23 protein-coding genes and 1 tRNA gene are annotated in these 24,554 nt (G+C 48.4%); 9 read left to right on the top strand and 15 right to left on the bottom strand.

Translation table 11 applies throughout. The features are described 5' to 3' along the window. Window positions 1-31: 31 nt before the first annotated feature. The 9 genes from BUB37_RS01450 to BUB37_RS01410 all read right to left on the bottom strand — a co-directional run bounded on the left by BUB37_RS01450 (window position 32) and on the right by BUB37_RS01410 (window position 8,368). Window positions 32-712: a phosphonatase-like hydrolase gene (locus tag BUB37_RS01450; protein ID WP_072987307.1), complete on the bottom strand. Its 681-nt coding sequence runs from the start codon at window positions 710-712 to the stop codon at window positions 32-34. Continuing rightward, window positions 705-1,868, bottom strand: a complete 1,164-nt coding sequence (locus BUB37_RS01445; protein WP_072987305.1) for a TIGR03364 family FAD-dependent oxidoreductase — start codon at window positions 1,866-1,868, stop codon at window positions 705-707. The genes BUB37_RS01450 and BUB37_RS01445 overlap by 8 nt, the downstream gene beginning before the upstream one ends. Beyond that, a complete protein-coding gene (locus BUB37_RS01440) occupies window positions 1,852-3,153 on the bottom strand; it encodes a DUF5690 family protein (RefSeq protein WP_072987301.1) in 1,302 nt (433 codons plus the stop codon). Before BUB37_RS01440 ends, BUB37_RS01445 begins: the two co-directional genes overlap by 17 nt. A 629-nt stretch (window positions 3,154-3,782) precedes the next feature. Then, entirely contained in the window at window positions 3,783-5,303 is a 1,521-nt protein-coding gene (locus BUB37_RS01435) for an ATP-binding response regulator (protein ID WP_072987299.1), read from the bottom strand. Continuing rightward, on the bottom strand, window positions 5,272-5,793 hold the full coding sequence (locus tag BUB37_RS01430; protein ID WP_072987296.1) for a Rab family GTPase: 522 nt from the start codon (window positions 5,791-5,793) through the stop codon (window positions 5,272-5,274). The genes BUB37_RS01435 and BUB37_RS01430 overlap by 32 nt, the downstream gene beginning before the upstream one ends. Continuing rightward, window positions 5,780-6,583, bottom strand: coding sequence for a cell envelope biogenesis protein OmpA (locus BUB37_RS01425; protein WP_072987292.1), 804 nt, complete (start codon window positions 6,581-6,583; stop codon window positions 5,780-5,782). Before BUB37_RS01425 ends, BUB37_RS01430 begins: the two co-directional genes overlap by 14 nt. 139 nt (window positions 6,584-6,722) lie before the next feature. Further along, complete coding sequence (locus tag BUB37_RS01420) at window positions 6,723-7,082, bottom strand: fructose 1,6-bisphosphatase (RefSeq protein WP_072987289.1); 360 nt, start codon at window positions 7,080-7,082, stop codon at window positions 6,723-6,725. Between the two features lie 338 nt (window positions 7,083-7,420). Further along, window positions 7,421-7,494: transfer RNA gene (locus tag BUB37_RS01415), tRNA-Ala, on the bottom strand. 73 nt (window positions 7,495-7,567) lie between these two features. Further along, entirely contained in the window at window positions 7,568-8,368 is an 801-nt protein-coding gene (locus tag BUB37_RS01410; protein WP_072987285.1) for a universal stress protein, read from the bottom strand. Window positions 8,369-8,416: 48 nt separating this feature from the next. On the opposite strand from BUB37_RS01410, the gene BUB37_RS01405 reads away from it, so the two are divergent. From BUB37_RS01405 to BUB37_RS01390, 4 genes are all read left to right on the top strand, one after another. After that, window positions 8,417-8,917 (top strand): GNAT family N-acetyltransferase, encoded by a 501-nt coding sequence (locus BUB37_RS01405; RefSeq protein ID WP_072987282.1) that lies wholly within the window; start codon window positions 8,417-8,419, stop codon window positions 8,915-8,917. Between the two features lie 10 nt (window positions 8,918-8,927). Beyond that, window positions 8,928-10,262: an MATE family efflux transporter gene (locus tag BUB37_RS01400; RefSeq protein WP_072989636.1), complete on the top strand. Its 1,335-nt coding sequence runs from the start codon at window positions 8,928-8,930 to the stop codon at window positions 10,260-10,262. A 55-nt stretch (window positions 10,263-10,317) separates the two neighbouring features. Beyond that, window positions 10,318-11,085 (top strand): enoyl-CoA hydratase/isomerase family protein, encoded by a 768-nt coding sequence (locus BUB37_RS01395; RefSeq protein WP_072989633.1) that lies wholly within the window; start codon window positions 10,318-10,320, stop codon window positions 11,083-11,085. Window positions 11,086-11,495: 410 nt separating this feature from the next. Continuing rightward, on the top strand, window positions 11,496-12,716 hold the full coding sequence (locus BUB37_RS01390) for a PHP domain-containing protein (protein ID WP_072987278.1): 1,221 nt from the start codon (window positions 11,496-11,498) through the stop codon (window positions 12,714-12,716). A 9-nt stretch (window positions 12,717-12,725) separates the two neighbouring features. Here the strand turns inward: BUB37_RS01390 and BUB37_RS01385 are convergent, their stop codons facing one another. After that, window positions 12,726-13,367, bottom strand: a complete 642-nt coding sequence (locus BUB37_RS01385) for a 2OG-Fe(II) oxygenase (RefSeq protein WP_072987275.1) — start codon at window positions 13,365-13,367, stop codon at window positions 12,726-12,728. An 86-nt stretch (window positions 13,368-13,453) separates the two neighbouring features. Here BUB37_RS01385 and BUB37_RS01380 point away from each other — a divergent pair, with 86 nt between their 5' ends. Together BUB37_RS01380 and BUB37_RS01375 are read left to right on the top strand one after the other, a co-directional pair. Then, complete coding sequence (locus tag BUB37_RS01380) at window positions 13,454-13,906, top strand: 6-pyruvoyl trahydropterin synthase family protein (RefSeq protein ID WP_072987273.1); 453 nt, start codon at window positions 13,454-13,456, stop codon at window positions 13,904-13,906. A gap of 39 nt (window positions 13,907-13,945) precedes the next feature. Next, the gene (locus tag BUB37_RS01375; RefSeq protein ID WP_072987270.1) at window positions 13,946-14,713 is read left to right on the top strand and encodes a UDP-2,3-diacylglucosamine diphosphatase; all 768 of its coding nucleotides are present in this window, start codon (window positions 13,946-13,948) and stop codon (window positions 14,711-14,713) included. Here the strand turns inward: BUB37_RS01375 and BUB37_RS01370 are convergent. Next, complete coding sequence (locus BUB37_RS01370; protein ID WP_072987267.1) at window positions 14,710-15,966, bottom strand: MFS transporter; 1,257 nt, start codon at window positions 15,964-15,966, stop codon at window positions 14,710-14,712. The genes BUB37_RS01375 and BUB37_RS01370 overlap by 4 nt on opposite strands. Window positions 15,967-16,335: 369 nt before the next feature. Continuing rightward, complete coding sequence (locus tag BUB37_RS01360; RefSeq protein WP_094766493.1) at window positions 16,336-17,241, bottom strand: DUF6607 family protein; 906 nt, start codon at window positions 17,239-17,241, stop codon at window positions 16,336-16,338. Window positions 17,242-17,354: 113 nt separating this feature from the next. On the opposite strand from BUB37_RS01360, the gene BUB37_RS01355 reads away from it, so the two are divergent. Both BUB37_RS01355 and BUB37_RS01350 read left to right on the top strand, forming a co-directional pair. Continuing rightward, window positions 17,355-19,511, top strand: a complete 2,157-nt coding sequence (locus tag BUB37_RS01355) for a TonB-dependent receptor plug domain-containing protein (protein ID WP_072987261.1) — start codon at window positions 17,355-17,357, stop codon at window positions 19,509-19,511. 10 nt (window positions 19,512-19,521) lie between these two features. Then, the gene (locus BUB37_RS01350; protein WP_072987258.1) at window positions 19,522-21,078 is read left to right on the top strand and encodes an HmuY family protein; all 1,557 of its coding nucleotides are present in this window, start codon (window positions 19,522-19,524) and stop codon (window positions 21,076-21,078) included. Between the two features lie 78 nt (window positions 21,079-21,156). Here the strand turns inward: BUB37_RS01350 and recJ are convergent, their stop codons facing one another. After that, window positions 21,157-22,845, bottom strand: coding sequence for a single-stranded-DNA-specific exonuclease RecJ (gene recJ, locus BUB37_RS01345; RefSeq protein WP_072987255.1), 1,689 nt, complete (start codon window positions 22,843-22,845; stop codon window positions 21,157-21,159). Window positions 22,846-22,873: 28 nt separating this feature from the next. Continuing rightward, window positions 22,874-23,302 carry an OsmC family protein gene (locus BUB37_RS01340; protein WP_072987252.1) on the bottom strand — a complete coding sequence of 143 codons (429 nt, stop codon included), beginning with the start codon at window positions 23,300-23,302 and terminating at the stop codon, window positions 22,874-22,876. A 51-nt stretch (window positions 23,303-23,353) separates the two neighbouring features. On the opposite strand from BUB37_RS01340, the gene BUB37_RS01335 reads away from it, so the two are divergent. Then, the gene (locus tag BUB37_RS01335) at window positions 23,354-23,956 is read left to right on the top strand and encodes a carboxymuconolactone decarboxylase family protein (RefSeq protein WP_072987249.1); all 603 of its coding nucleotides are present in this window, start codon (window positions 23,354-23,356) and stop codon (window positions 23,954-23,956) included. Between the two features lie 24 nt (window positions 23,957-23,980). On the opposite strand, the gene BUB37_RS01330 is transcribed toward BUB37_RS01335, so the two are convergent. Then, window positions 23,981-24,553: a uracil-DNA glycosylase family protein gene (locus tag BUB37_RS01330; RefSeq protein WP_072987247.1), complete on the bottom strand. Its 573-nt coding sequence runs from the start codon at window positions 24,551-24,553 to the stop codon at window positions 23,981-23,983. Window position 24,554 lies beyond the last annotated feature (1 nt).

The following is a 24,554-nucleotide window of genomic DNA, read 5'->3' as shown; positions in this document are numbered from 1 at the left end:
CCCCCTTTCCTTTATTTGGACATTCTTGGTCTTATGCCGTAACATGATCGAGGATCCCGGTCAAGGAGTCAAGCACGTAGGTCGGATCGGCCGTAAGTAATTGGGCCTTGGTATGGGCTCCCGTGGTCACACCGATGGTCAGTCCGCAATGGGCATTTTTACCTTCCTCGATGTCTATTATGGAGTCGCCGGTTTTTACTACTTTTTCCGAATCCTGTACCCCAAGTACTTTCATGGCTTCATGGATCATGGCCGGGTGGGGCCGTCCCATGCTAACGTCATCGGCGGTAACCAGGGCATCGTATTGCTTACCCTGTTTCCAATCCATTTTTTTAAGCAGGAGCTCTGCAATGTTTCTACTGTATCCCGTGTTCAGGGCAACTTTGATACCTTGGGATTTTAATTGTGCCAAAGTATCGGCAACACCGTCAAAGGAGGTTACCCTAAGCTCTTCGTAGGCCTTGTCCAACAAGGTTTTGAAATTTTCAAAAATTGGTTCGGAAGGTTCTTCGGCAGGGTCTGCCCCTACTTGGGCCAGGATGTCCTTTATGGCCTGGTGTTTTTCTTTTCCGGCCCCATGCTCGAGTACAAAATCGAGGGTTAGCTCGTACCCTTTTTGATTGATCGCCTTTTGCAGGGTTTTGTAGACTACATTGTCTTCGTTTACGACCGTTCCGGCCATATCGAAAACAGCAAGTTCGATATTATACATAGTTAAGATTAAAGATTGAGTTTATATTATGTTTTGCAAATCCGGCGCTTCCGGTCATGCCCTTTCCGCCAATCCCGGTCACGATGTGAATGTCTTCGTCTATTGTATGTTGAAAGATATCGGTGGTTTGGCATTGGGAATACATGCCAAACCATCGATTCTGTATTTCGTAAGTGGGAAGTGCGAATATCTTTTTTGCCTCCTTTACAATAAAATCGTCAATTTCCATTTTTAGGTCAAAGCCCAAGTCGCTTATTTGGCTGACCGGAGCATATTCGTGCGAATCGCCAAGTATTATTGTTCCGTCTTCCGCTTGTTTGAATAGAATGTGCACCCCCCATTTTTTTTCAAATGAATCGGGGTCTTCCCTGGCTTTGATTTCTCGGTAGGAAGGACATTCGGAAAACGCTTCGTACCGTCTGATCGATAGGCCTGTCAGTACCGAACTGGGCAGTAAATAGTTCGGTTGGGGTTTGGTCTGCATCATTTGAAGTTTGGAAATCACCAGGTCGCTTTCCTGAAAGAGTTTGGGGTAGAGGGTCTTGAACTCGCTACCGTTGCAGATAATCACCTTGGTGGCCGAAAAATGGCGATTGCCCGAGGTGTACAACTGAACGCCGCTTCTCAGGGCATCGCATTCCAATGCGGTTTCACCGGTATAGATGTCAAGCCCTTTTTGTTTAAGGTAGCGGTGCAGTCTGTTGATCATGGTCCGAGGTTCGACCTTTACTTCTTCGGGGAAGAAGAGTCCGGCCTTTACGTAGTCTTGCCGTAAATTCGGATATCGCTCCAGGCATTGCCCCTGTGTCAACAGTTCGGAAGGGTAGGCATTGGACCGGTTGATGTTTGCCAGTTCTTCGAGCAATTGAACTTCCTCTTCGTTGGAAGCCAGATAAATACTGCCCTCCTGTCGTACCGATATATCGAAATCGGCCTGGATTTTTTTGTATATCGACAGGCTTTCCCGACCGAAATCCTGCCACTTGCTGTTCATTCCGGAGGGCACTACCTGGCCGAAATTGCGAACGGTGGCACCCTGGGGTTTTCCGTCCTTTTCAAGCAGGGCTACCCTCAGCCCCCGGGTTAGGGCGTGGTAGGCATGAAATGTGCCGAGTACCCCGCCTCCGATTACAATAAGGTCATAAGAGTGGTTCATGGGCCGTTGTTAGATTAGGTTCGTCTATAACAGGGGCGGTTTGCGTGTAGCGGTTCTTAAAATAGAAGAGTGACAGAATGGCGACGATCAAACCGATACCCGAAATAAGGTAAGAGCCCTTAATAAAAAAGGCCAGTGACGAGATACTGCCTTGGCCGAAATTCTTGTAGAGAAGTACGGCCATACTGCCAAGGTACCCGAAGGCATCGGCAATATAGATCAAAAAGCCAGCGTTTCCCTTGATGTGAAACGTGGCGATCATACGATCGAAAAAAAGACAATTAAAAGGCACGTAGCAGACATAAAGGCCCAAGCCGACGGATATCATCCACAAGGCGGGCCCAATCAGGGAGGCCTGAAACAGTAAGGTACTTATCCCGACCATCAGGGAGCCTATCATTAAGAGGTAGTGATACGAAACGAAGGCCTTGTAGTTGTTTTTTATAAAGCCGAACATGCCTATGGAGAGCAGTACAATAATGGCTACCGGTACTTCGGAAAGGGTGTATATCGAGGCATTGCCCACATAACCCACTTCGTCCCATATTTCCCTCGAGAAGTTGTCGCGAAAATCCCTCATGGCCGTCAAGCAAATGTAAAAGAAGACCAAGATGACCAAGGGGAAGGCAAACCGGACAACCAATTTCTGACGGTCCTTGCCGTTCATCGGCAGTCTTTCCTCACGTAAAGCCTTGTCCTCAGGGGTAGGAGGGGCTAGTTTGTCCAACATAAACGCAAAAGCCGCAAAGGGAACGAGAAACAAGGCCCCCGTGACGGCCGGCATCAAGAATTCGCCAACATTGAAGTATTTCATGACCAATAACCCGGCCGATTTTACCACTCCACTCGAAAGAATGAAGCTCGAACAAAGAATTACTCCGAGGATCTCGGTGAATTTTCGCCCTTCCAAATATGAAAAAACGACCCCCCAGATCATACCAAGGGACAGCCCGTTCAGAAAAATGAACACGATATTGTAAGGTGCCGGGGCAAAACCGAAGAGAATTAGGGTCAACTCGGCCAAGATCACCATGGCCAGTAGGTACGGAAGGCGCCTCTTTGGCCTTAATTCGGAAATCAACTTTATACCGATAAACTTCGACAGCATGTAACCAATGACCTGGGCGATGATCAGAACAATCTTGTAGTCGACCCCAATAAAAGATAGATTTTCGTAGGTAGCTACGGTAAAGGGCTTTCTAAAGGCATACATACAAAAGTATGTGCCAAAGGAAGCCAATGCCCCGTAACCGATGAATTGAATATCTTTTTTAGAAAGTTTCACTAATGCAATTTTACAAATAGTAAATTATTATTTACAATAATCGGTAAAATTTTACTATTTGTAATTTTTTAGAGGTTAAGAAATACTTATGCAGTAATTAAATTATGATGAATTTATGTATTCCTTAAATGAGGGTCGGCCCTAAAGGGGCAAGGGAGCTGGGGATGGCCGTGCAAACAGGATGGAAGTTTGCCGGAACAAAAAAAAAGGGACATTCAAGAATTAACTTGAACATCCCTGGGGGAACATTACTATAGACTATTTTCCTAACCCTATACCATAGTCTATAATTGTTCGTGAAACCTCGGTATAACTACAACCTCTACTACAAACTTTTGATAGGCCCGGTCAACTAAAGGGGGAACTTGACTTGAATCGAGCTATCTTGTACTGTTTCGGTCTAGGGGAACCGTTTTTTCATTTTTTTTGCTTTATAACATGGTTAGTGTTTAGTACAGCGGAGTGCTATATTTTTTAAAGCTCTGTAAAAGTAGGATGGAAGGGGCAATTCGACGAATCCAAACCTAGGGATTTAGATTTATCGACGAAAAAGGGTATTTATTCGATGAAATACCTATTTAGTAGTAAAATTCTTACAAATTGTTCAATCCACTCAGAACGTCCGCAAGCTATTTTAATAGACGCTGCATGGTTTTAAGAAGTTCGTTTTGCTCGAAGGGTTTTGTTATAACGGCGTTCATACCGGCCTTTTTGTAGGCCTTGATCTGTGCTTTGTACGAATTGGCCGTAATGCCGATAATCGGGATTTTTTTGACATCTTTGAACGGAAAGGCCCTGATGGCCTTGGTCAATTGGTCTCCCGTAATATTGGGAAGGTTGACATCCATAAGAATGATGTCGTATTTGGAGTTTACTACCTCTTGCATGACCAAGGCCCCGTCGCTTACGACATCGATAAAAAAGTTGCCGGGTTCTATAAGTGATTTAAAGAGGCTGGTTTGTACCTGTTCGTTATCCTCTACGAGCAGTACCCTGTATTTTTGGGTATCCTTTGCAGGGGCCTTTGCCTTTGTCGGGGGCAGATGTTTTCGGGCCGCGGGCCTTATGGGTTCGCGCAAGGGAAACTGTAATTTTAGGTCGAAATAGAAGTGTGAGCCCCTGCCTACTTCCGATTCGATCTTAATGGTGCTTCCCATCAGGTCCAAAAGCCCCTTTACTATCGCCAGACCGAGTCCGACCCCTTCTGTTTGCCCCAATTGCTCAAAACTTTCGAGTATGGTGCCCAAGCTTTCAGGGGGGATACCGGGACCGGTATCCTTTACGGAAAAACGAAGACTTGCCGTATTGGCCCGTTTTTGGTTAAGTGCCACATGCAGTGAAATAGTTCCTTCTTTGGTATACTTTACGGCATTGTCACAAAGGTTGGTCAGTACCTGAAGCAGACGGATGCGGTCGCCCTCCAGATATTCGGGTATTTTTTCGTCGGTGGTAACCGAAAAGGCCAGTCCTTTTTCCTTGGCCCGGGTGGTATAGGTCAATTTGAGGAACTCGATAAAATGGGGGAAGTTGAACACACTGGGGTTGAGGGCCAATTTGCCCTTGGCGATCATGGCTATGCTCAATATATCCTCCAACATGAGTTTTAGGTTGGAGGTCGAATCTTTCAATACGGCCAAGATGCCCAATTGTTCTTCCGAAAGGTCTGTGCGTTGTAGAATATTGGTTAGGGCGATTATGTTGGTCAGGGGATTGCGAAGTTCGTGGCTGAAGTTTTGTATGAACTCGTTCTTGAACCGTTCGCGTTCTTGTAGTTCGTGGTTCTTTAAGACAATAAGCTCAGAATCGATAATGGACTCGTTGCGGGTTTGGGCCATTTTTTGGTACGACCGGTAATGCTGGGTAAGGTCTTCTATTACGATTAGAAAGCCGTCTTTTTTGCGATGGATTTCAATATCGGCGGTAAGCCGTGCCATTGGGGTGCCAAGCTGTACACAATGAAAGGTGGCGGTTTCGCGGCCGGCATCCATAATTTCGGGAATGCTTAAAAAAAAGGGGTGGGCTTCGCCAATAGCGACATTTTCTTCTACGGACAACAGGGTTTGGTCGCTTTGGACCACCCTGCCCGTTAGATCCGTTAGAATAAACTGAAATTTGTCCCTATTGTAGTTTTCCCTTAATTCTTTCAGCATCCAGAGCTAGTATTTTTGCCAAATGTTCAAACAGTTCATTGACTTTTTCACCTGTTTTGGCACTGGTCAGGTAGTCAAATGAAATCCCTTTTTCCGTTAAGGTGGCGTCTACCTCCTCACTTGCGACGAGGTCTATTTTATTGCCGACCACCTGGGTAGGTACCCCGGGCACTTTTTTGGCGAGGGCTTCGAGGTCTTTTTCAATGGATTGGAAGGTGGAGGGCCTGGAAACATCAAAAACGTAGATGATGCCATGCGTGCCCAAAAGATACGATTCCCTGACACTTGCGATATCGTCGGTTCCTTCCAGGTCCCATAGAATAAGTGATACGGTATCGTCGGTAGATACCTGTACGGTCTTTTTGACTATATGCACTCCTATGGAGACTTTATAGTCGTTCGAAAAGCTGTTTTCCACAAATCGACGGATCAAAGAGGTTTTTCCGACCCCAAAGTATCCGAGTACGACTATTTTCTTAGAGATGTTCATTCCCAAAATTAAGTGCCAATTGTTGATTAATGTTTTCCATGTCAAGGGTCCGGTAGCCCTCCAGTCGGGTAAACTTTTCAAAAAAGTCAAAAATCAGGTTCTGTACCTTGTCCTTGGCCCGTGTAGTGTAAGTCCCTGAAAGCACTACTGCAATATAATAATTTTTAAAGCTCTGAAGATGAATGTGGTATAGTTCGTAATCGATAAGCTCAAGGTTTTGGTCCTTGGTTACAAAGGCGTCTTCCACAAAATGTTTGATGGCCGTCAACATGCCCGAAATCATTTCTTCGTCGATGGTTTGGGTATTGGAATAACTGGCCTTCAGGAGGCCGGAATCCTTTTCGACCAAAAGGACCTGTTCGATATGGCATGAGGCCAAATTCTCGATGATTTCCCGTTTTTTGGAAGAACCCTTGTACCAAGCCTTTACCTTGTCCTTAAAGCTGAGTTGGCGGTTGATCTTTTCGGAAAGCAGTTTGATTTCGTGGGCAATGTACTTCTTGATCATTTTTCCCAAAATGGGATAGATTGCCTCTACCACCTCGTCCTTGTTCTTTTGGATCTCGACCTTTAGGGTGGCCGTAATGGTCGGTCCCAGGGTTGCCGGTATGCTTTCCTTGAATTCCTCGAGTTGCTCAAGTACTATCGGGTCTACTTTAGAGGAGAGTTTTTTCTTATCGTTGAGGGTGGTTTCAAGGGTTTCCAGCCTGTTCGCAATCTTTTCAATATATACGCTGTCTTCCGCGAAAAGAATATCCTTTAAGATCTGAATTTTATCGTTTTCGTTCATTGGCGCATAATTTCAATACCGTAGTTCGGGTGATTGCGGCAATTCAAGATGTTTCGATGTTCGAACAATCGAGTTCGCCCGATAATATGTCCCGTTTTTTATTATTGGTGGCGGTAGTTGGCTCCGTTGTCCTGAATTTTTATTTGCCGCCCACCTTTTCGCCCAGGTCAACGAGCAGTTTGCCGAGCATTTTCTTGTCGACTTTTTCAGTCTCAAGGTGCTCTATTTTGTCTTCAATTTTATCCTCCAGTTCCGTAATTCTGATATTCACATCGGTAGACACGTTGTCTATGGCCGTCTTAAGGTCTTGCCTTACCTCCTCGATCAAATCCTCGAGCACCTTTTTTTTATCGAGAATGTCTTTCTTTAAGGTTTCGAACTCCGATTCGTAGGTTTTTATGTTCTCACCAAAAATTAGATTTTTGATGATCTCAATTTTTGAAGAGGCTTCCTCATCCTGTGATGCGTTCATCGATACCACCTTATCAGCTTTGCTCATGATATTTGTCTTTTAGTTAGGGTATAGGTTTCACTTGAAATTTTTATAGTCGCGTGGGGGAGGGTTGAACAAGGAATATTTTTTGAATAGCGCCAAAAACGTATATATAACAAGTTACTAAGATATGAAATAATCGATGAAATGCATAGGGTAGTCACTTGTTGAATACTTGATTTTTTGGCGTTTTGTAAAAATTGTCCGAATCCATCCAAATTCCTTAAGGCTGTTTTCCCATTCGGGTTTCCAAAGATCCGGTTTTGGGCCCCACATTTGGCGGATCATTTATCGGCGACCGAATGCAATAAACAGAAAAACCACCGCATGTGCGGTGGTTTTTGTGGAGAATACCGGAGTCGAACCGGTGACCTCTTGCCTGCCAGGCAAGCGCTCTAGCCAGCTGAGCTAATCCCCCGTTTTTGGAAAGGCAAAGAAAATACTTTTTGACAAAGTATCAAAGCACTTGATAAAGTAATTGTGTTTTTCCGCTAATCCTTTTTAACGCTAAGCACCAAAACCGGTATCCGGGCCGAAAATTCCGCCTTTGGAATGGTGTTTTTTTCCCAGAGCTTTTTAAAAAATCCCCTTTTTCGCCTAAAAACGCATAGCATATCGGGGTGTTGCGATTGCAGATGCTCCAAAACGCCCAAATACGTGGTAGGTGCTTCGGCAAGGGTCAATTGCGAACTGATATCCATCAAGGCGGTGTTCACCTGTAGGTCTTCGTCGGTATAGCCGGGTGTCTTTACAAGCAGAAGGTTGACCTGGGCCCCGAATTTGTTCTTGATGTCCAACAAGGGGTTGAGAATGCGCTTTCTTTTTAGTACACCTGATTTAAAGGCGGTAAGAATGGTGTTGACAGGTCGTACCGACGTACCCTTGGGTACGATCAGGGTGGGAATGTTGGTCTTTTTGATGATGCTTCCCGAGGTATTGCCCAAATACCGCTCTTCACTGACATCGTTACTCCGCGGTGCCAAAATGATCAGGTCGATACCTAGTTCCCTGTCGATTTCCTTTAGCCCGTTCACCATATCCCCGTTATAGGACGCTATTTTGATCTCGACCCCTTTTGAATCGACCTTTTCGAGTACTTCTTTCAGCCGCTCCTTGCCGCTATCGGCAACCTTTTGGGTTACGTTGGCCAAGCTTTTTCCCGCCCCCACCGAAACATTGAAAACCTCCATCAAGAAAATTTTCGAAGAGAATTCGGTGGCAAAGTCTATGGCATATTGTAAGGTGTGGTGTGCATCGGGAGAAATACCGATAGGTACAAGAATGTGTTTCATGAAGTCTAGGATTTTAAATTTAAATTTACAAATAATTAGGTTTATTCGATGATTCGACACGCAAAACTATCCGATATTCCACAAATAATGACTGTGGTAAAGGCCTGTACCCGGGAAATGATCGGTCGGGATATCTACCAGTGGAACGATTTATACCCTTCCAGGCAAGCCTTTGAAAATGACCTCGAAAGGAAGGAACTCTTCGTGCTCGAGGCCGATAGCGAAATTGTCGGTGCCATTGTCATTTCTAGCCTGATGGACGAAGAGTACAAAGCGGTTCGCTGGTTAACGCAAAACGGAGCCAATAGCTATATCCATCGCCTGTGCGTGCACCCGGATCATCAGGGCCGGGGCCATGCCGGGCGGATGATGGCCTTTGCCGAGCAATTGGCCAGGGGCAAGGGCCTGGTTTCGGTACGCCTCGACACCTTTAGCCGGAACAAGCGAAACCAGAGGTTTTACGAAAAACGGGGCTATAAAAGATTGGGTGACATCTTTTTTCCGAAACAGAGCGGGCATCCCTTTCATTGTTACGAATTAGTGCTGTAACTTGCGCGACTTGAAAGCGGCGATTACTTTTAAATCGATCAATAGATTGGCTGTTCCCGCCACAATAGCGGGTATAGCTGAACCCCTATTGTCCATTACCGATACGGCCATTGTGGGCAACATTCCCGTCGACGGCCTCGAATCCTTGGCGGCGGCGGGGATCGTAGGCTCCTTCCTTTCCATGTTGATTTGGATCTTGGGGCAGACCCGCAGTGCCATTTCGGCCATTATATCGCAATACTTGGGGGCCGGAAAGATAGAAGAGGTAAAAACGCTTCCGGCACAGGCCATATTTCTAAATATTGCGATGAGCATATTCGTGCTTTTGTCTACCATTTTTGTGGTTCGCGAAATTTTTGAACTGCTCAACGCCTCGGGCAAAATACTCGAATATTGTATCGCCTACTATTCGATCAGGGTCTGGGGCTTTCCGTTGACCCTCTTCGTCTTTGCCGTGATGGGCATTTTTCGCGGACTTCAAAACACCTATTATCCGATGCTTATCGCCATGGTAGGGGCCTGTCTCAATATTGGCCTCGATTTTGCCCTGGTCTATGGCATCGAAGGCTTTATCGAACCCATGTACCTTGAGGGAGCGGCATGGGCCAGCCTTATGGCACAGGCCGTAATGGCCGTAATGGCCTTTGTCCTGCTGCTGGCCAAGACCGATATCAGTCTGCGCCTGCGCCTTCCCGTTCATTCCGAACTCGGCCGATTGGTGGTGATGAGTTTGAACCTCTTTGTCCGTGCCTTGGCCTTGAACACGGCCCTGATCTTGGCGGTAAGGGAGGCCACCGCCCTGGGCCCGCAATACATAGGCGCCCATACCATCGCCATCAATATATGGCTCTTTTCGGCCTTTTTTATCGATGGCTATGCGGCTGCCGGTAATATCATGGGAGGTAGGCTGCTGGGGGCCAGGGATTACGACGGACTCTGGCGATTGGCAAGGAAAGTGGTCAAATATGGACTTGCGATCAGTTTGGGCCTCGTTGTGGCGGGCTTTCTCTTTTATAAGCCCATAGGCTATCTTTTTTCCAAGGAAGACCTTGTACTGAATACCTTTTATTCGATATTCTTTATCGTTGTCCTGGCTTTGCCCATGAATACCATAGCCTTTGTTTTTGACGGCCTTTTTAAGGGTTTGGGCGAGATGAGGTATTTGAGAAACACCTTGCTGGCGGCTACGTTTATCGGTTTTGTCCCGGTACTTTTCTTGGGCAAGTGGTTCAATTGGGGGCTTTACGGCATTTGGGCGGCCTTTACCGTTTGGATGGCCATCCGTGGGGGAGCCTTGGTATGGAAGTTCATAAGAAAATTTCGCCCCCTATTGCAAAATGGCTAATTTTGGGCTAGGCGTGCGTAAAGCACACCTCGATAAAATTGCTAATTCTACGGAAATGGAAACCCAAAGACAAAACGGAAGCCTTTATACAAAAATCGATGGTCGGGTGGCGACCGTCGAATTTGGCCACCCGGCCAGCAATTCCTTTGTGGGCGAACTATTGGACCGTTTGGCCAACGAGTTCAGGCGACTCTCCGATGACGATTCCATTTCCGTTATCGTTCTCAGATCGGAGGGCGACCGTGCTTTTTGTGCGGGGGCTTCCTTCGATGAACTGCTGGCGGTTTCGAACCTCGAGGAAGGGAAACGGTTTTTTAGTGGCTTTGCCCATGTCATCAATGCCATGCGAACCTGTAAAAAGGTAATCGTCGGACGGGTACAGGGCAAGACCGTAGGTGGGGGCGTTGGCTTGGCCGCTGCCTGCGACTATGTATTTGCTTCCGTAAATGCCGCCATCCGTCTATCGGAACTGACGATCGGCATTGCGCCCTTGGTCATTGCCCCGGCGGTCGAGCGAAAAATGGGAAAGGCCGCCTTGGCCGAACTTTCGTTGGCACCCACCGATTGGAAAAATGCCTATTGGGCACAGGAAAAGGGACTCTACGCCCGGGTTTTTGATTCGGTCAGGGAACTGGACAAGGAACTTGGGTTCTATGTGGAAAAATTGTCGGGTTACCATCCCGAGGCCCTTGCCGAATGGAAGAAAGTACTTTGGTCCGGTACCGACCATTGGGACGAACTCTTGGTGGCACGGGCGTCGATTACCGGAAAGCTCGCCTTGTCCGATTTCACCAAGGAGGCCCTTTCAAAATTTAAAAAATAAAATATGTCCGGATATTTGAGCGGAAACGCAATCTTTCCCTTGCTGGCGATAATCGTCGTCGTTGTATATGTCGTTAACCGCATACGGGGCAATAAGCGGTACAAAAAATAATAACAAGGGTATCGCTGCGTTCTTCTTCTAAAATTACGTTAATGGATGTTTTGAAATTTTTAAACGGAGACCTTGTATTTCCTCTTCTGGCCTTGGTCGTAGTCGCCATCTACCTGATCAACCGGGTCCGTGCCCGAAGAAGGTTCAGGCGTTGATCCTAAATAGGAGCTTTCGCCTGGTTTTTTGCTTTTTAGGGGGGCTCCCAATTTTATAAGCTTAAAATAATCCGGACTTAAAGTCCAAGACGATGAAAATCCGACGGTTAGTGTTATATTTGGGTTCGACCAAACCTTTATAACATGCGAAGTTCAATACTCAAGAGCCTTTTCCTCTTAGCCCTTTTGGCTCTGGCCCTAAGTTGTGCCGAAAAAAAAGGGACCAAAAAAAATCAAAAGGAGCCGAAATGGTTCAAGGGAAACCTTCACACCCATTCGTATTGGAGCGATGGCGACGAGTTTCCAGAAGTAATACTTGATTGGTACAAGGCCAATGGCTATCACTTTTTGGCACTTTCCGACCACAATACCATGGCGGCCGGCGAGAAGTGGATCACCTTGTCCGATGATTCCTTGCTCCAAAAAGGCTTTCAAACCTACCTGGCCAAATACGGGGAGGACTGGGTGACCCACAAGGTCGATTCGGGAAAGACCTTGGTCAAACTGAAGACCTTTGCCGAGTACCAAGCCCATGCCCAGGAAGAGGGGAAGTTTTTGGTGATTCCTTCCGAAGAGATTACCGACCGCTACGAGAACAAACATATCCACATGAACGCCACCAATATCCAGGCCGAGATCCAACCTATGGGGGGCGGTAGTGTTTTGGAGGTGATGCAGAACAACCTCGACCAAGTACTGCGGCAGCGCGAATCGACGGGGGTTGCCATAATTCCCCATATCAACCATCCCAACTTTCATTACAGTATTGGCTTGGACGATATGATCGCCCTTAAGGGAGAGCGCTTTTTCGAAGTCTACAACGGCCACCCCTCGGTACACAATATGGGCGATTCGACCCATATTTCGACGGAAAAAATGTGGGACCTCATCAATATTGCCTACCTCGAAGCCGGAAAACCCTTGATGTACGGTCTGGCCACCGACGACTCCCACCGCTACCATAGGATAGGTAAGAGGTGGAGCAATGCCGGCAGGGGCTGGGTAATGGTAAAGGCCGACACACTTAGCGCAACCTCGTTGATAGGCGCCTTGGAGGCCGGGGATTTCTATGCCAGTACGGGGCTTACCCTAAAAGCAGTGGAATATAGCGACAATACCTTGTCGGTAGAAGTCGAGCCCGAAGCGGGCATCGAGTACACGATTGCCTTTATTGGCTGTAAAACCGGGGAAACCGAAACGGAGGTTGTAAAGGAAGTGAAGGGTACAAAGGGTACGTTTAAGCTGTCCGACGATTTTCTTTTTGTGCGGAGCAAGGTTACTTCATCAAAGTTGCAGAACAACCCCATTGAAGATTTTGTATACGAAATGGCCCTGACCCAACCGGTGGTACCCAACACCCCCTAGGCAGGGGCATTATCGGGTTTTTAACCAACCGGTAATGCTTAAGCGTTCGCGCTTTGCCGGTTTTACCTCATGTTCCAACAACTGGCTTTCAAAAATAACGGTCCTGCCCGGTAAGGGGTAAATGGTCTTCGGAACTTCTTTGTTGTCGGGCTTGAGATAGAGTACCAATTCCCCGCCGTCCTCGGGTTTCCAATCATCTTCGTTTAAATAGCAGACCACCGAGAGTTTTCGGCGGTCGTCGTTTTGAAAGGTATCGAGGTGTCTTTTGTAAAACTTACCTATAGGGTACACGGCATAGTGGAATTCCTTTCTAATGATACCCAAAAAGCAGGTTTTGTTCAGGTAGTCGACCAAATCGTTAATACGTTCAAAAAACGGTTTTTGGGACTGGTCTTCTAAATTTTCATCCATCCATAGAATAAAATCCCCCCGAATGCCGGCTTCTACGATTTCGTTGGTGCGGTTTCCGATGGCGGCTTTTTTGAAATGGTCCTCCTCGTATTTTTCCAGGAGGTCGGTTCGTAGTATTTCGACCGCTTGGGCGGGTATAAACCCATCGACAATACTATAGCCCTTGCCCAATATATCGGCAATAATCCTTTCGTAAAGCGGATTGGTCTCAAAACCCAATTGTTCGAACAATTCAGCCATATCAAAGAATTTAAAAAGCGGACAAATGTAACTGAAAAACGGATTGGTTTTTCAAATTGAATACCTTTGTCCAATAAATGTAAGGTATGGGAAACATCAGGATCACCAAACAGTTCAATTTTGAGGCAGGTCATGCCCTTTACGGTTATGATGGTAAATGCCGAAACGTTCACGGCCATAGTTATAAATTATCGGTAACCGTGATCGGGAGGCCCATAACGGATGTGGGCCACGTAAAGCTCGGTATGGTCATCGATTTTGGTGATTTGAAGAAGATAGTGAAGGAAGAGATCGTAGACAAGTTCGACCATGCCACGGTCTTCAACAAGAATACGCCCCATATCGAGTTGGCCAAGGAGCTCATCGACAGGGGGCACAATGTTATTTTGGCCGATTACCAGCCCACCAGCGAGAACATGGTCATCGATTTTGCCAAAAAGATCAAGGCCCGGTTGCCCGAGAACGTTAAGTTACACTCGTTACGGCTCCAAGAAACAGACACGTCGTACGCCGAGTGGTTTGCCAGTGAGAACGAATAGCCGAACCGAACCGATGGTATTCTTTATCTTTGATCGATCATGAAAACCCTTACCCTTTCTCCAGGCAAAAAAGTCTATTTTGCCAGCGACAACCATTTGGGCGCCCCGACCATGAAGGCAAGCCGACCGCGTGAAAAGCGCTTTGTAGACTGGCTCGATTCGATCAAGGCCGATGCGGGTGCCATTTTTTTGATGGGCGACCTGTTCGATTTCTGGATGGAATACAAGACCGTGGTACCCAAGGGGTTTACCAGAACCTTGGGCAAGCTGGCCGAACTTTCGGATAGGGGCATTCCCATTTACTTTTTTGTGGGCAACCACGATTTGTGGATGAACGGTTATTTTGAGGAAGAACTCAATATTCCCGTTTTTCATAGGCCCCAGCAGTATAAAATAAACGACACGACTTTCTTTATTGGCCATGGCGATGGCCTAGGTCCCCATGACAAGGGGTTCAAGCGTATGAAAAAGGTGTTTACCAACCCTTTTGCAAAATGGCTTTTCCGATGGCTTCACCCTGACATTGGCGTGCGCTTGGCACAGTATTTTTCGGTTAAGAACAAGCTTATTTCCGGAGACGACGACGCCAAATACCTTGGCGACGACAAGGAGTGGTTGGTTCAATATGCCAAGAGGAAACTCGAGGAACGGCACTACGACCATTTTATCTTCGGGCACCGCCACCTCCCCTTGGAAATCGATTTGGGCGAAAACTCCAAATACACCAATCTCGGGGATTGGATCAACTACTATACCTATGCCGTCTTTGATGGCCGCGAACTTCAGTTAAAAAAATTCGAGGCTTAGCCTACCTCGTGCTCGTCGATATCCCTTTGGAGGTCGAGTTTTCTAAAAGTAGGCGAGATCAAGGCGGTAAAGCCCACGGTCAGCAGGGTCATCGTCCCGCCGAAGACCACGGCCGTGACCGTACCCATGAGTTTGGCCGTAAGTCCGCTTTCAAAGGCTCCCAGTTCGTTTGAAGACCCTACGAACATAGAGTTAACCGAGGCCACGCGGCCCCGCATGTTGTCGGGCGTTTTTAGTTGTAGAATGGTTTGTCTGATGATCATCGATATGCCGTCGACGGCACCACTGAGGAACAGGGCCGCCACCGATAGCCAGAACGAGGTCGATAGTCCGAATACGATCATGCAAAGGCCAAAACCGAATACGGCCAGCAACAGTTTTTTACCTGCATTTTTGTGAAGGGGAAAGCGGGTAGACCCTAACATGGTAACAGCGGCCCCCACGGCCGGTGCCGCTCGAAGCACACCAAAACCTTCCGAGCCTACGTGAAGGATGTCTTGGGCATAGATGGGCAAAAGGGCAATCGCACCCCCAAAGAGAACTGCGATCATATCGAGGCTCAGGGCGCCTAAAATGGCCTTGGTGCCGAAAACAAAGCGCAAACCTTCGCGAAGGCTTTGAAAAACGGGTTCGCCGATTTTGGGATTTAGGATGGGCTTGCGCTCGATTTGAAAAAGCAACAGCAAGGCCATTAGGGAAAACCCGAAAATAAGGCACATCGACCAGTGTACACCGATCCAGCTAATGGAAAATCCGGCCAAGGCCGGGCCCAAGACGGCTCCCAATTGCCAAGTGGTACTGCTCCAGGTAGCGGCGTTCGGATAGATGTTCTTAGGCACGATCAAGGCGATCAATGAAAAAATGGTGGGGCCGATAAAGGCCCTTACTATGCCCCCGAAGAATACCAAGGTATAAATGGCGTACAGAATGGTCTTTGCGTCGGTGTGCTGTGCCAAGGAAGGGAGGCTCAAGATAAAGAGCCCCAAGCTTATGGTCGAAAAGCCGAATATGCATTTGACCAAAAGATTGCGCTTTTCGTTCTGGTCGACAAAATGCCCGGCAAACAGGGCGGTAGATACGGCGGGGATGACTTCCATAAGGCCGATTAGGCCCAAGGAAAGGGGGTCCTTGGTCATGGAATATACCTGCCATTCGATTACGATAAACTGCATTGACCAGGCAAATACCATGGCAAAACGTACCAATAAAAAAACGTTGAATTCCCTAAAGCGAAGGGCGGCGTAAGGATCCATAAATGCGATTTGCCAATACAAGTAATCGGCAAAGGTATCAATATATGGCTAGAACGGTAGCTTCGAGCCCAAAATTTGACGCGGGGCCCAAATTGGTCGAAACCGACCCTTGGGTCGGTTTATGTATATGGGCCAGAGCCCGTTTGACAAGGGGGGCATCGATTAAGTGTCCGCGCATTTCCGCAAATGGCCTTTTTTCATTCTTGGAATCCAAAAGCGAAGGAGACGACCGACCGTACGGTCGGTCGGTTTTTTATACCAGGACTTTTATCGAAGACGATCTTGTGGTCATGTTCCCTTTTTCCATGGGCTAGGGTTACTGCCGGCCGCGGTCGGGACAGGCTTGGTTAGGGGGGTGGAACTTCGCCGTCATTGCTTTTCGGCGATAAACTCGTTTATCGATTGTTCAATCTCTTTTCGGCTGGCGTGGTCTTTTTCGAGTTGATGGAATTTCTTGAACATTGGCAGGCCGTTGGCCCTCTTTTTGAGACTTAGACTGCCAACGCGGTCATAGGTCTTTTCCCATGATGCCCTTGCCTTTGACCAAAACTTCCGATGTTCGGTCCACCATTCCTTGGCCGCATTGCATGCGCTGTCGTCAATTTTGGTATAAATGTTATAGCCTTTCTCTTGGGCGAGTAGGACGTCATCCTGTCCCTCTTTCCTTATGATCTTGTCGTTGTCCTGTTCGTGCACCCAGCCATAGTCGGTAATAACGTGGCGGTTGCCCCGGCTCATGACGTTATAATCGCTGCGTTTGCTGTATTCCCGCCGGGGCAAGGGAGAATCGCTCCTGTTTTCCCAGTAGTGTTTTCCGTCGACATGGACCCAGGTCGAAGATCCCGAATAGCGGGGGCTGTCGTCCACTTGATATACCTTTTGGGTCCATTGCCCCCTGACGTCGTCTTTTGGCAGGGAGGAGAAAACCCAGGTGTCGTCCTTGTCGTAGTGAAAGACCTTTTGGTTTTCATAGATCCAATCTTGTCGCCAGTGTTTGATGACCATGGTGTCGTTGATGACAAGAAGGTGTTGTATGGAGAGCTTATCGGGCCTGTCCTCTATTAAAAGGGCCAGTTCCCTTCCGTGGGCGGTATAGTCGGGGTGCTTTTCGTAATCGGATTGGGGGGCAAAGGTTTCGGTGTACTTGAAGGTTATATCAAAACAGCCGCACATGGCCTTTATGGCCTGTATGTCTTGTTGCTTCTTGGCTTCCTGGGCATTAAGGCTCAATGTTAACAGGGCAACTAATGCCATCAATCGATATCGGGTTGTCATAATCAAAGGGTGTTAAGGTTTTGTCGGGTGTAAAATTATTAAATTTATTTAGATTGATTAAAAATAAGAAATATATTTGCAGCATTATTTTTATTAAGATTTATTCCAAATAGATGGCTTGTTTTCGATTTTCCATTCTTCTTTTTTTGCTCCTGCCGCTATCGGTTTTTGCTCAAAGTGCGGAAAGCCAGAAGGATTCGACCGGGGTTACAAAGCTCGACGAGGTCGTGCTGGTGGGTGAAAGCAAGGTGATGTCCCTTAGTAAAAAATTGTTTCGTGTAGAGGTCATCGGTCGTGAACAAATTCGACAACTGGCCGGAAACACTTTGGCCGATGTGCTCAATCAAAACTTGAATATTACCGTAATGCCCGATGCCTCGACGGGTAGAAGTACGATTAGCATGTTCGGGTTGGATGGTCAATACGTAAAAATTTTATTGGACGGGATTCCCCTGGCCAGTGATAACGGGTTGGGAAATGACATAGATATTACCCAAATCAACCTCGAGGACGTAGAGCGAATAGAGATCGTGGAAGGCTCCATGGGCGTTCTGTACGGGGACAATGCCGTCGCAGGGGTGATCAATATAGTTTCAAAAAGGGGAGTGAACGATACCAAATGGTCTATACGTACCTCGCTTCAAGAGGAGAGCGTTGGTTCCGAATACAGTTGGTTCGATCAAGGGCGGCACATCCAAAACCTTAGGTTGGACCGCAGGCTCGGACAGGACGGCCAAGTGTCATTCGGGGCCTCCAGAAATGACTACGGGGGCTTTTACAATGACTATAAAGGGCAAGATTATGTGAATATCCAAGACGGTACGGTGGTAAACGATGGCCTAAGGGGTATGGAATGGAGTCCCAAGCTCCAATTAACGGCTTTTGTCGATTTTAGGCAAAAGATCAAAAAGCACAATCTTTATTTTAAAAGCCAATATTTCGACGAAGACCTTGCCATTTACGACCATGATGTCATCGGTCGCCTGAACGCGAACGGGGAACCCAACCCAACGGCCACGGATCAGCAGTTCGATACCCATCGCTGGGTGAACAACCTGAGCCTATTCGGTACGCTTGGCTCTAGTGCCACGTATAATTTGGCCCTGTCTTACCAAGACCAAAAAAGATACTACAAGGCCTATTCCTATAATATCCTGCAAAAAGGGATCGAGGCGGTTACGGCCGACCGATTGAACCAATCGAGTAAAATTCTCTACTCAAAGGCTACGATCAGCAATATTTTCGAACGGTCGGAATGGTTCAACCTATTATTGGGCTACGAATTTGCCCACCAAAAGGGCTTCGATGCGATCGCTTCGGGTGCGTATTCAGAGAACCTGGTCGAGAATACATTGGAGAACTACGACCTATTTGCCTCGGCCGACCTTTTATTGGGCAAAACTATTTCCTTCTATCCCGGGGTGCGCCTGACCAACAATTCGCAGTTCGGCAACCGCCTTATATGGTCGCTTTCGTCTACCTATGATCTTGGGAACAGGCTAAAATTAAAGGCCATCCTAGGCTCGGCATTTCGGGCTCCGAATTTTGAGGAACTTTTCTATTATTTCGTTGACAGCAACCACAATGTTCAAGGAAACCAAGACCTACTACCCGAGGACGGAATATCGATTTTCGTCGATCTGGACAAAAAATGGGCCATAGGTCAGGGAAACGGACTATTCTCTACGGCGCTAAAGGCCTACCACTTCAACATTGACGATAAAATCGCCTTTGTGGCCGACGACAGTGGAGACACGCCCCTCTTTACCTACAAGAATGTGGATCAACAAAAGATTTTGGGCTTTTCGATAAACAACGGCATCCGTCTCAAACAATTGGCCTTCGGTTTGGGGGCGACCTATTTGGGAGAGGCCATAACCCTCGACGCTTCGCAAAATACGGGCAATTCCGACTATGTGTGGAGTTTGGGCCTCAACTCCAATATTTCTTACGACCTGCCAAAATTAAAGGCCTCCCTTTCGGCCCAGCTAAAATATACCGGAGTATCGCAGACCATTGCCACCAGTGACGACGATGGCGTGGTACTCGACCGAACCGACCCCTTCACCTGGCTCGACACTTCCGTGCATTTTGATTTGACCCCGAATATCGACCTCACCATGGGCGCCCGTAATGTTCTCGATGTGGTAACGGTCAAGGCCTCGGATGTGTCATCGGGTACCCATGGGACAACAGGCACGGATTCCCGGCTTTTCGGCAACGGAAGATCCTATTTTTTAAAACTATCATACCTATTAACCTTTAATTAAAACTAGAATTATGAAAAAAACGGTTTTTTATATCTTAATGGCGGGAGCGCTGGTCTTGGCATCGTGTGACAGTGATGATGGCGGTACTTCCCTAATTGATTTCTCCGCTTCCTTTGCCAACGAGTCCACAAGTCTTTCCGGGGAAGAAAGCACAAAGACCATTACCGTCGGCTTTTCGCGGGCCGCGACCGAAGCCGGCACACTGACCATCGATTATAGCGGTGACAACGCCGAGTACGGGACTGATTTCACCACTACGCCCGAAGGGCAGTCGGGAAGGCTTTCCCTTTCCGTGGCGGAAGGGGAAACCAGTGTTTCCTTTGAGCTGAACAAGTTGGTCGACCTTATTGAGGGTACGAGCGCTTCGGTTACCTTTACCTTGTCGGGGTCGAGCAATGCCGATTGGGTCATCGGCAGTCCGGTATCCACCGTTGTAAGTTTTACCCCCGTTGCCGCTACGAGTGGTACAATCGATCCCGATGTGAGCGGCCCCAACGAGCCCAACATGGTGTTTGTCGACCTCAGTTCGGTACAGCAAAGCTCGGTAAGGCGCGATACGTGGGAATTGGCGTTCTACAACGGTACGGAGAACCGGGTTTTCCTGAATTCCTCACTTTTGGTGTCCGCGGCCGAGCTTTCCGGAGAGACCGACATCAATGCCGTAAGCACATCCACCGTACTAGGGGAGCCTATGGCTCTGTATACCTTGAATATGGCTACTTTTCAACCCGAGGAAGTGGAGGTTGCCACGGTAGGGGAATTGCTTGTCGGCCTTCCGGTGGGTTATGCCCAATATGGGAACCTGGGTGAGGGTATACGTTTTACCGACGATAAGGAAGGAAGCCTTGAAGGTACTGCGTTTGCCGAGGTCTCTACCGTCCCCGAGGAAAACAATGTATATATCGTGGGACTCGGTACCGCGATTCCGGACAATGTGCCCGATGCCGGAAGTATTGCCACTACGGGCGACCATCGAGGTTTTATGAAGGTTCGGATTCTCTCCGACGGGGATAGCTATACCGTTCAATACGCCGAACTGGATGCGACCACCTACGATGAGGTTACCATCGATAAGGACCCTTCGACATTAAGGACGGCCTTTAGTTTAACCTCGGGGGAAACCGTCGATGTTGAACCGGAAACCGAGGCCTGGGACCTTCAATTTCCTTCCGTATTCAGTTACTACGGTGCCTTTGGCGGTTTCTCCGGGGCGGGACTTACCTATTCCGACTACGTAGTGCATAATACCCTGGGCAATGTAGGCCTGTACGAGGTATTGACCTACGAGGAGGATGACGAGGGTACCCGGACCGATTTTGATGTGCCTTCCTATGCGGAGTACAGTATGGCCGATGTTGACGAAGGGTCCTTGGTTTACGACAATAGGGCGATCATAGGAAGCGATTGGAGGGTATCCGGATTTTCCGGGGCGCCGACGGTAAGGGACGACCGGTTCTACATTCTTAAGGATGCCGATGGAAATTACTACAAGATCAAGTTTACAGCGGTACTGAGCGCCAATGGCGAAAGGGGGTACCCGCAATTTATCTACGAAAAGCTACAATAACCCTTAAGTCTGATTTAACCTCCGCTATGCTGTGAAACACCCAGGCAGACCTGCTTGGGTGTTTTGTTTTCCGGGCGCTTATTTGATGTCTTTGATCTTAAGCTGGAGGCTTATGTTGCCCTGCCACTCGTTTTCGTCCAGGGAAAAAACGGCGTCGAAGGGTCGTCGGTTCGCCACCAGGGCCAGTTTGTCTCCCAGATTAAAACCGATGCCCCCTATGGGCCCGATGCCGTTTTGGGTCACCGACAGTTTTAAATGGGCCTCGTTTTCGCCCACTCCCCTGGCATATCCGGTGTCCTTTAGGTTTTCGGACATAAAGACCGGGGTCATATTGCCCGGGCCAAAGGGGGCGAACTGTTTGAGAATGCGCATGAGTTTTGGGGAGATTTCATCAAAATCAATTTGGGCGTCTACCCCTATTTCGGGGGTCAGCAGGTTTCGGTCTATGGTTTCCGAGACGACCTTTTCAAAACGCGATTTGAACGTCTCGTACTGATCTACGTGCAATGTGAGTCCTGCAGCATATTTGTGTCCCCCGAACTGTTCGATGCAATCGGCACAGCCCTGTAGGGCGTTGTAGACATCAAAGCCCTTTACCGATCTTGCCGAGGCGGCGAGCTTATCGCCGCTTTTGGTAAAAACCAGGGTGGGCCGGTAATAGGTCTCCGTTAGTCGGGAGGCCACGATACCGATAACGCCTTTGTGCCAGGTTTCCTTGAAAACCACCGAGGTAAAACGTTCTTCTTCGCCGTTCTCCTTTATTTGTTGTAGGGCTTCCAGGGTGATTTCTTGGTCGAGTCCCCGCCGGTCGGCATTGTATTTCTCGATTTGTGCCGCATAGGTTTCCGCCTGGTCCATATCGGTTTCCTTGAGCAGGTTGACGGCGTGCTGCCCGTGTTCCATACGACCTGCGGCATTTATCCGAGGGGCGATGACGAATACCACATCGGTAATGGTGAGCACCGACTTCTTAATCTGGTTGATGATGGCCTTGAAACCTGCCCTTGGGCAGGTGTTGATCACTTGCAGTCCATAATAGGCCAAGACCCGGTTTTCCCCGGTAATGGGCACGATGTCGGCCCCGATGGCCGTTGCGACCAGGTCGAGGTAGGGCAAAAGGTCTTCAATGGTATGCCCTTGCCGCGCACCCAAGGCCTGTACCAGCTTAAAGCCCACGCCACAGCCGCAAAGTTCGTCGTAGGGGTAGGTACAGTCATCGCGTTTCGGGTCGAGCACGGCCACGGCATCGGGAAGGCCTTTTCCGGGCCTGTGGTGGTCGCAAATGATAAAATCTATGCCCTTTTTTTGGGCATAGGCTACCTTTTCAACGGCCTTTACGCCGCAATCGAGGGCAATGATAAGCGAAAAGCCGTTGTCTTCGGCAAAATCGATTCCCTTAAAGGAAACCCCATATCCTTCGGTATACCTGTCGGGAATGTAGGTCGCTATGTTCGGGTAGTAGGAGTTCAAATAAGACGATACCAAGGCGACGGCCGTAGTACCATCGACATCGTAATCACCATAGACCAAAATGTTTTCCTTCTTCGCAATGGCCGCCTCGATCCTGGCGACCGCCACGTCCATGTCCTTCATCAAAAAGGGGTCGTGCAGGTCCGAAAGTTGGGGCCGAAAGAACTTTTTGGCCTCTTCGAAGGTATGTACGCCGCGTTGGATGAGCAATTGGGCCACCAACCCCCCTACGTTCAAGGCTTTTGCCAAGGCGTCGATTTTTTCTTGCTCAGGTTTGGGCTTTAGGGTCCAACGCATTTGTCGAGGGTAATTTTGAACCGCTATCTTACTTATGGTGAAAAATGGTCTTAATTTCTATTTTGGCAAACTGGCGGAACATTTCCATAACGCCACAATAACGTTCTACCGACAGGTCTACCGCACGCTGCAATTTTTTTTCGTCCAGGTTCGAGCCATGAAAGTGGTATTCAACGGTAACGGCATCGTAGAATTTCGGGTGTTCGTCGGTCAGGTTGGCAATGGTATCTATTTGAAAGTCGTCTACTTCCAACTTCATTTTTTTGATCAGCGAAGCGACGTCGAGACCTGAACAACCGGCCAGGCTTGACAACATCAGTGCCTTGGGCCTATATCCCTTTCCCTCGCCACCCACGTCGGGGCCGGCATCGATGGTTAAATTCAAACCAGAGGGGTTCGTGCTTTCGAACGCCATTTTTCCTAACCATTTGGTCGTAATATGATTTGTAGTGGGCATAATTTTTTTGTTTATTGTCTACCTGCAAAAGTAACTTAAACTAATAAAAATATGCCACTTGTTCAACCCCTAGATCCGGAACACGACCCCGAAACCAAGAAATTGGCCGAATTCTTCAACGAAACCTTGGGCTTTTGCCCCAACTCCGTACTCACCATGCAGCATCGACCGGCGATATCTAAGGCCTTTATTAACCTCAACAAGGCGGTAATGGCCAATGAGGGACGGGTGACCTCGGCCCTAAAACGAATGATCGCCTGGGTAAGCAGCAACGCTACGGGCTGCCGTTACTGTCAGGCCCATGCCATTCGGGCCGCCGAGCGCTACGGCGCCAAACAGGAGCAGTTGGACAATATTTGGGAGTTTCGCACCCACTCGGCGTTTTCCGAGGCCGAACGTGCCGCCCTGGATTTTTCATTGGCGGCTTCGCAGGTGCCCAATACGGTGAATGCGGAGATAAAGGAACGCTTACACCGTTATTGGGACGAAGGTGAGATCGTGGAGATGCTGGGGGTTATTTCCCTCTTTGGCTACCTCAACCGTTGGAACGATTCTATGGGCACCACCATCGAAGAGGGCGCCGTTGAAAGCGGGGAACGGTACCTGGGCAAATACGGTTGGGAAAAAGGAAAGCACGGGGGCGGGGTTTATTAGGCGGGGAGGAGGGTTGTCCAAAGACTACCTCCCCAAGGCCTTCTGCACCTGTTTCCGCAACTGGGGCACTACTTCTAGCTCGAACCAAGGGTTCTTTTTTAGCCAAAACCGGTTACGGGGCGATGGGTGGGGCAAGGGGAAGTGTGCGGGTAGATAGTGCTTGTAGGCCTTGACGGTTTCCGTCAGGTTTTTTTCCTTCTTCCTTAAATAATGCCCTTGGGCATAGATACCGATGACGATGACCAGCCCTAGGTTCGGCATTTGTTCAAAAAGGGCCTCGTGCCAAAGGGGAGCGCATTCGGGCCTTGGGGGCAGATCGCCCGATTTTCCCTTTCCCGGATAGCAGAATCCCATCGGGATCAGGGCGAATTTCGTTTCATCGTAAAATTCCTCGTCGGTAACGCCCAGCCATTTTCGCAATTGCCTGCCGCTGGGGTCGTCCCACGGTATTCCCGTCTCGTGCACCTTGGTGCCCGGGGCCTGGCCTATGATCGCAATTTTAGAATCGCGGTGGGCGGCTACGATGGGTCGAGGGCCCAAGGGCAAATGCTGGGCACAAACTTCACAGGCTCGTATTTCGGAAAGCAGTTTTTGCACT

This window comes from Pseudozobellia thermophila, assembly GCF_900141855.1.
GTDB lineage: Bacteria > Bacteroidota > Bacteroidia > Flavobacteriales > Flavobacteriaceae > Pseudozobellia > Pseudozobellia thermophila.
The sequence above is the reverse complement of the archived record's forward strand: the minus strand, read 5'-3'. Positions and strand labels throughout refer to the sequence as shown.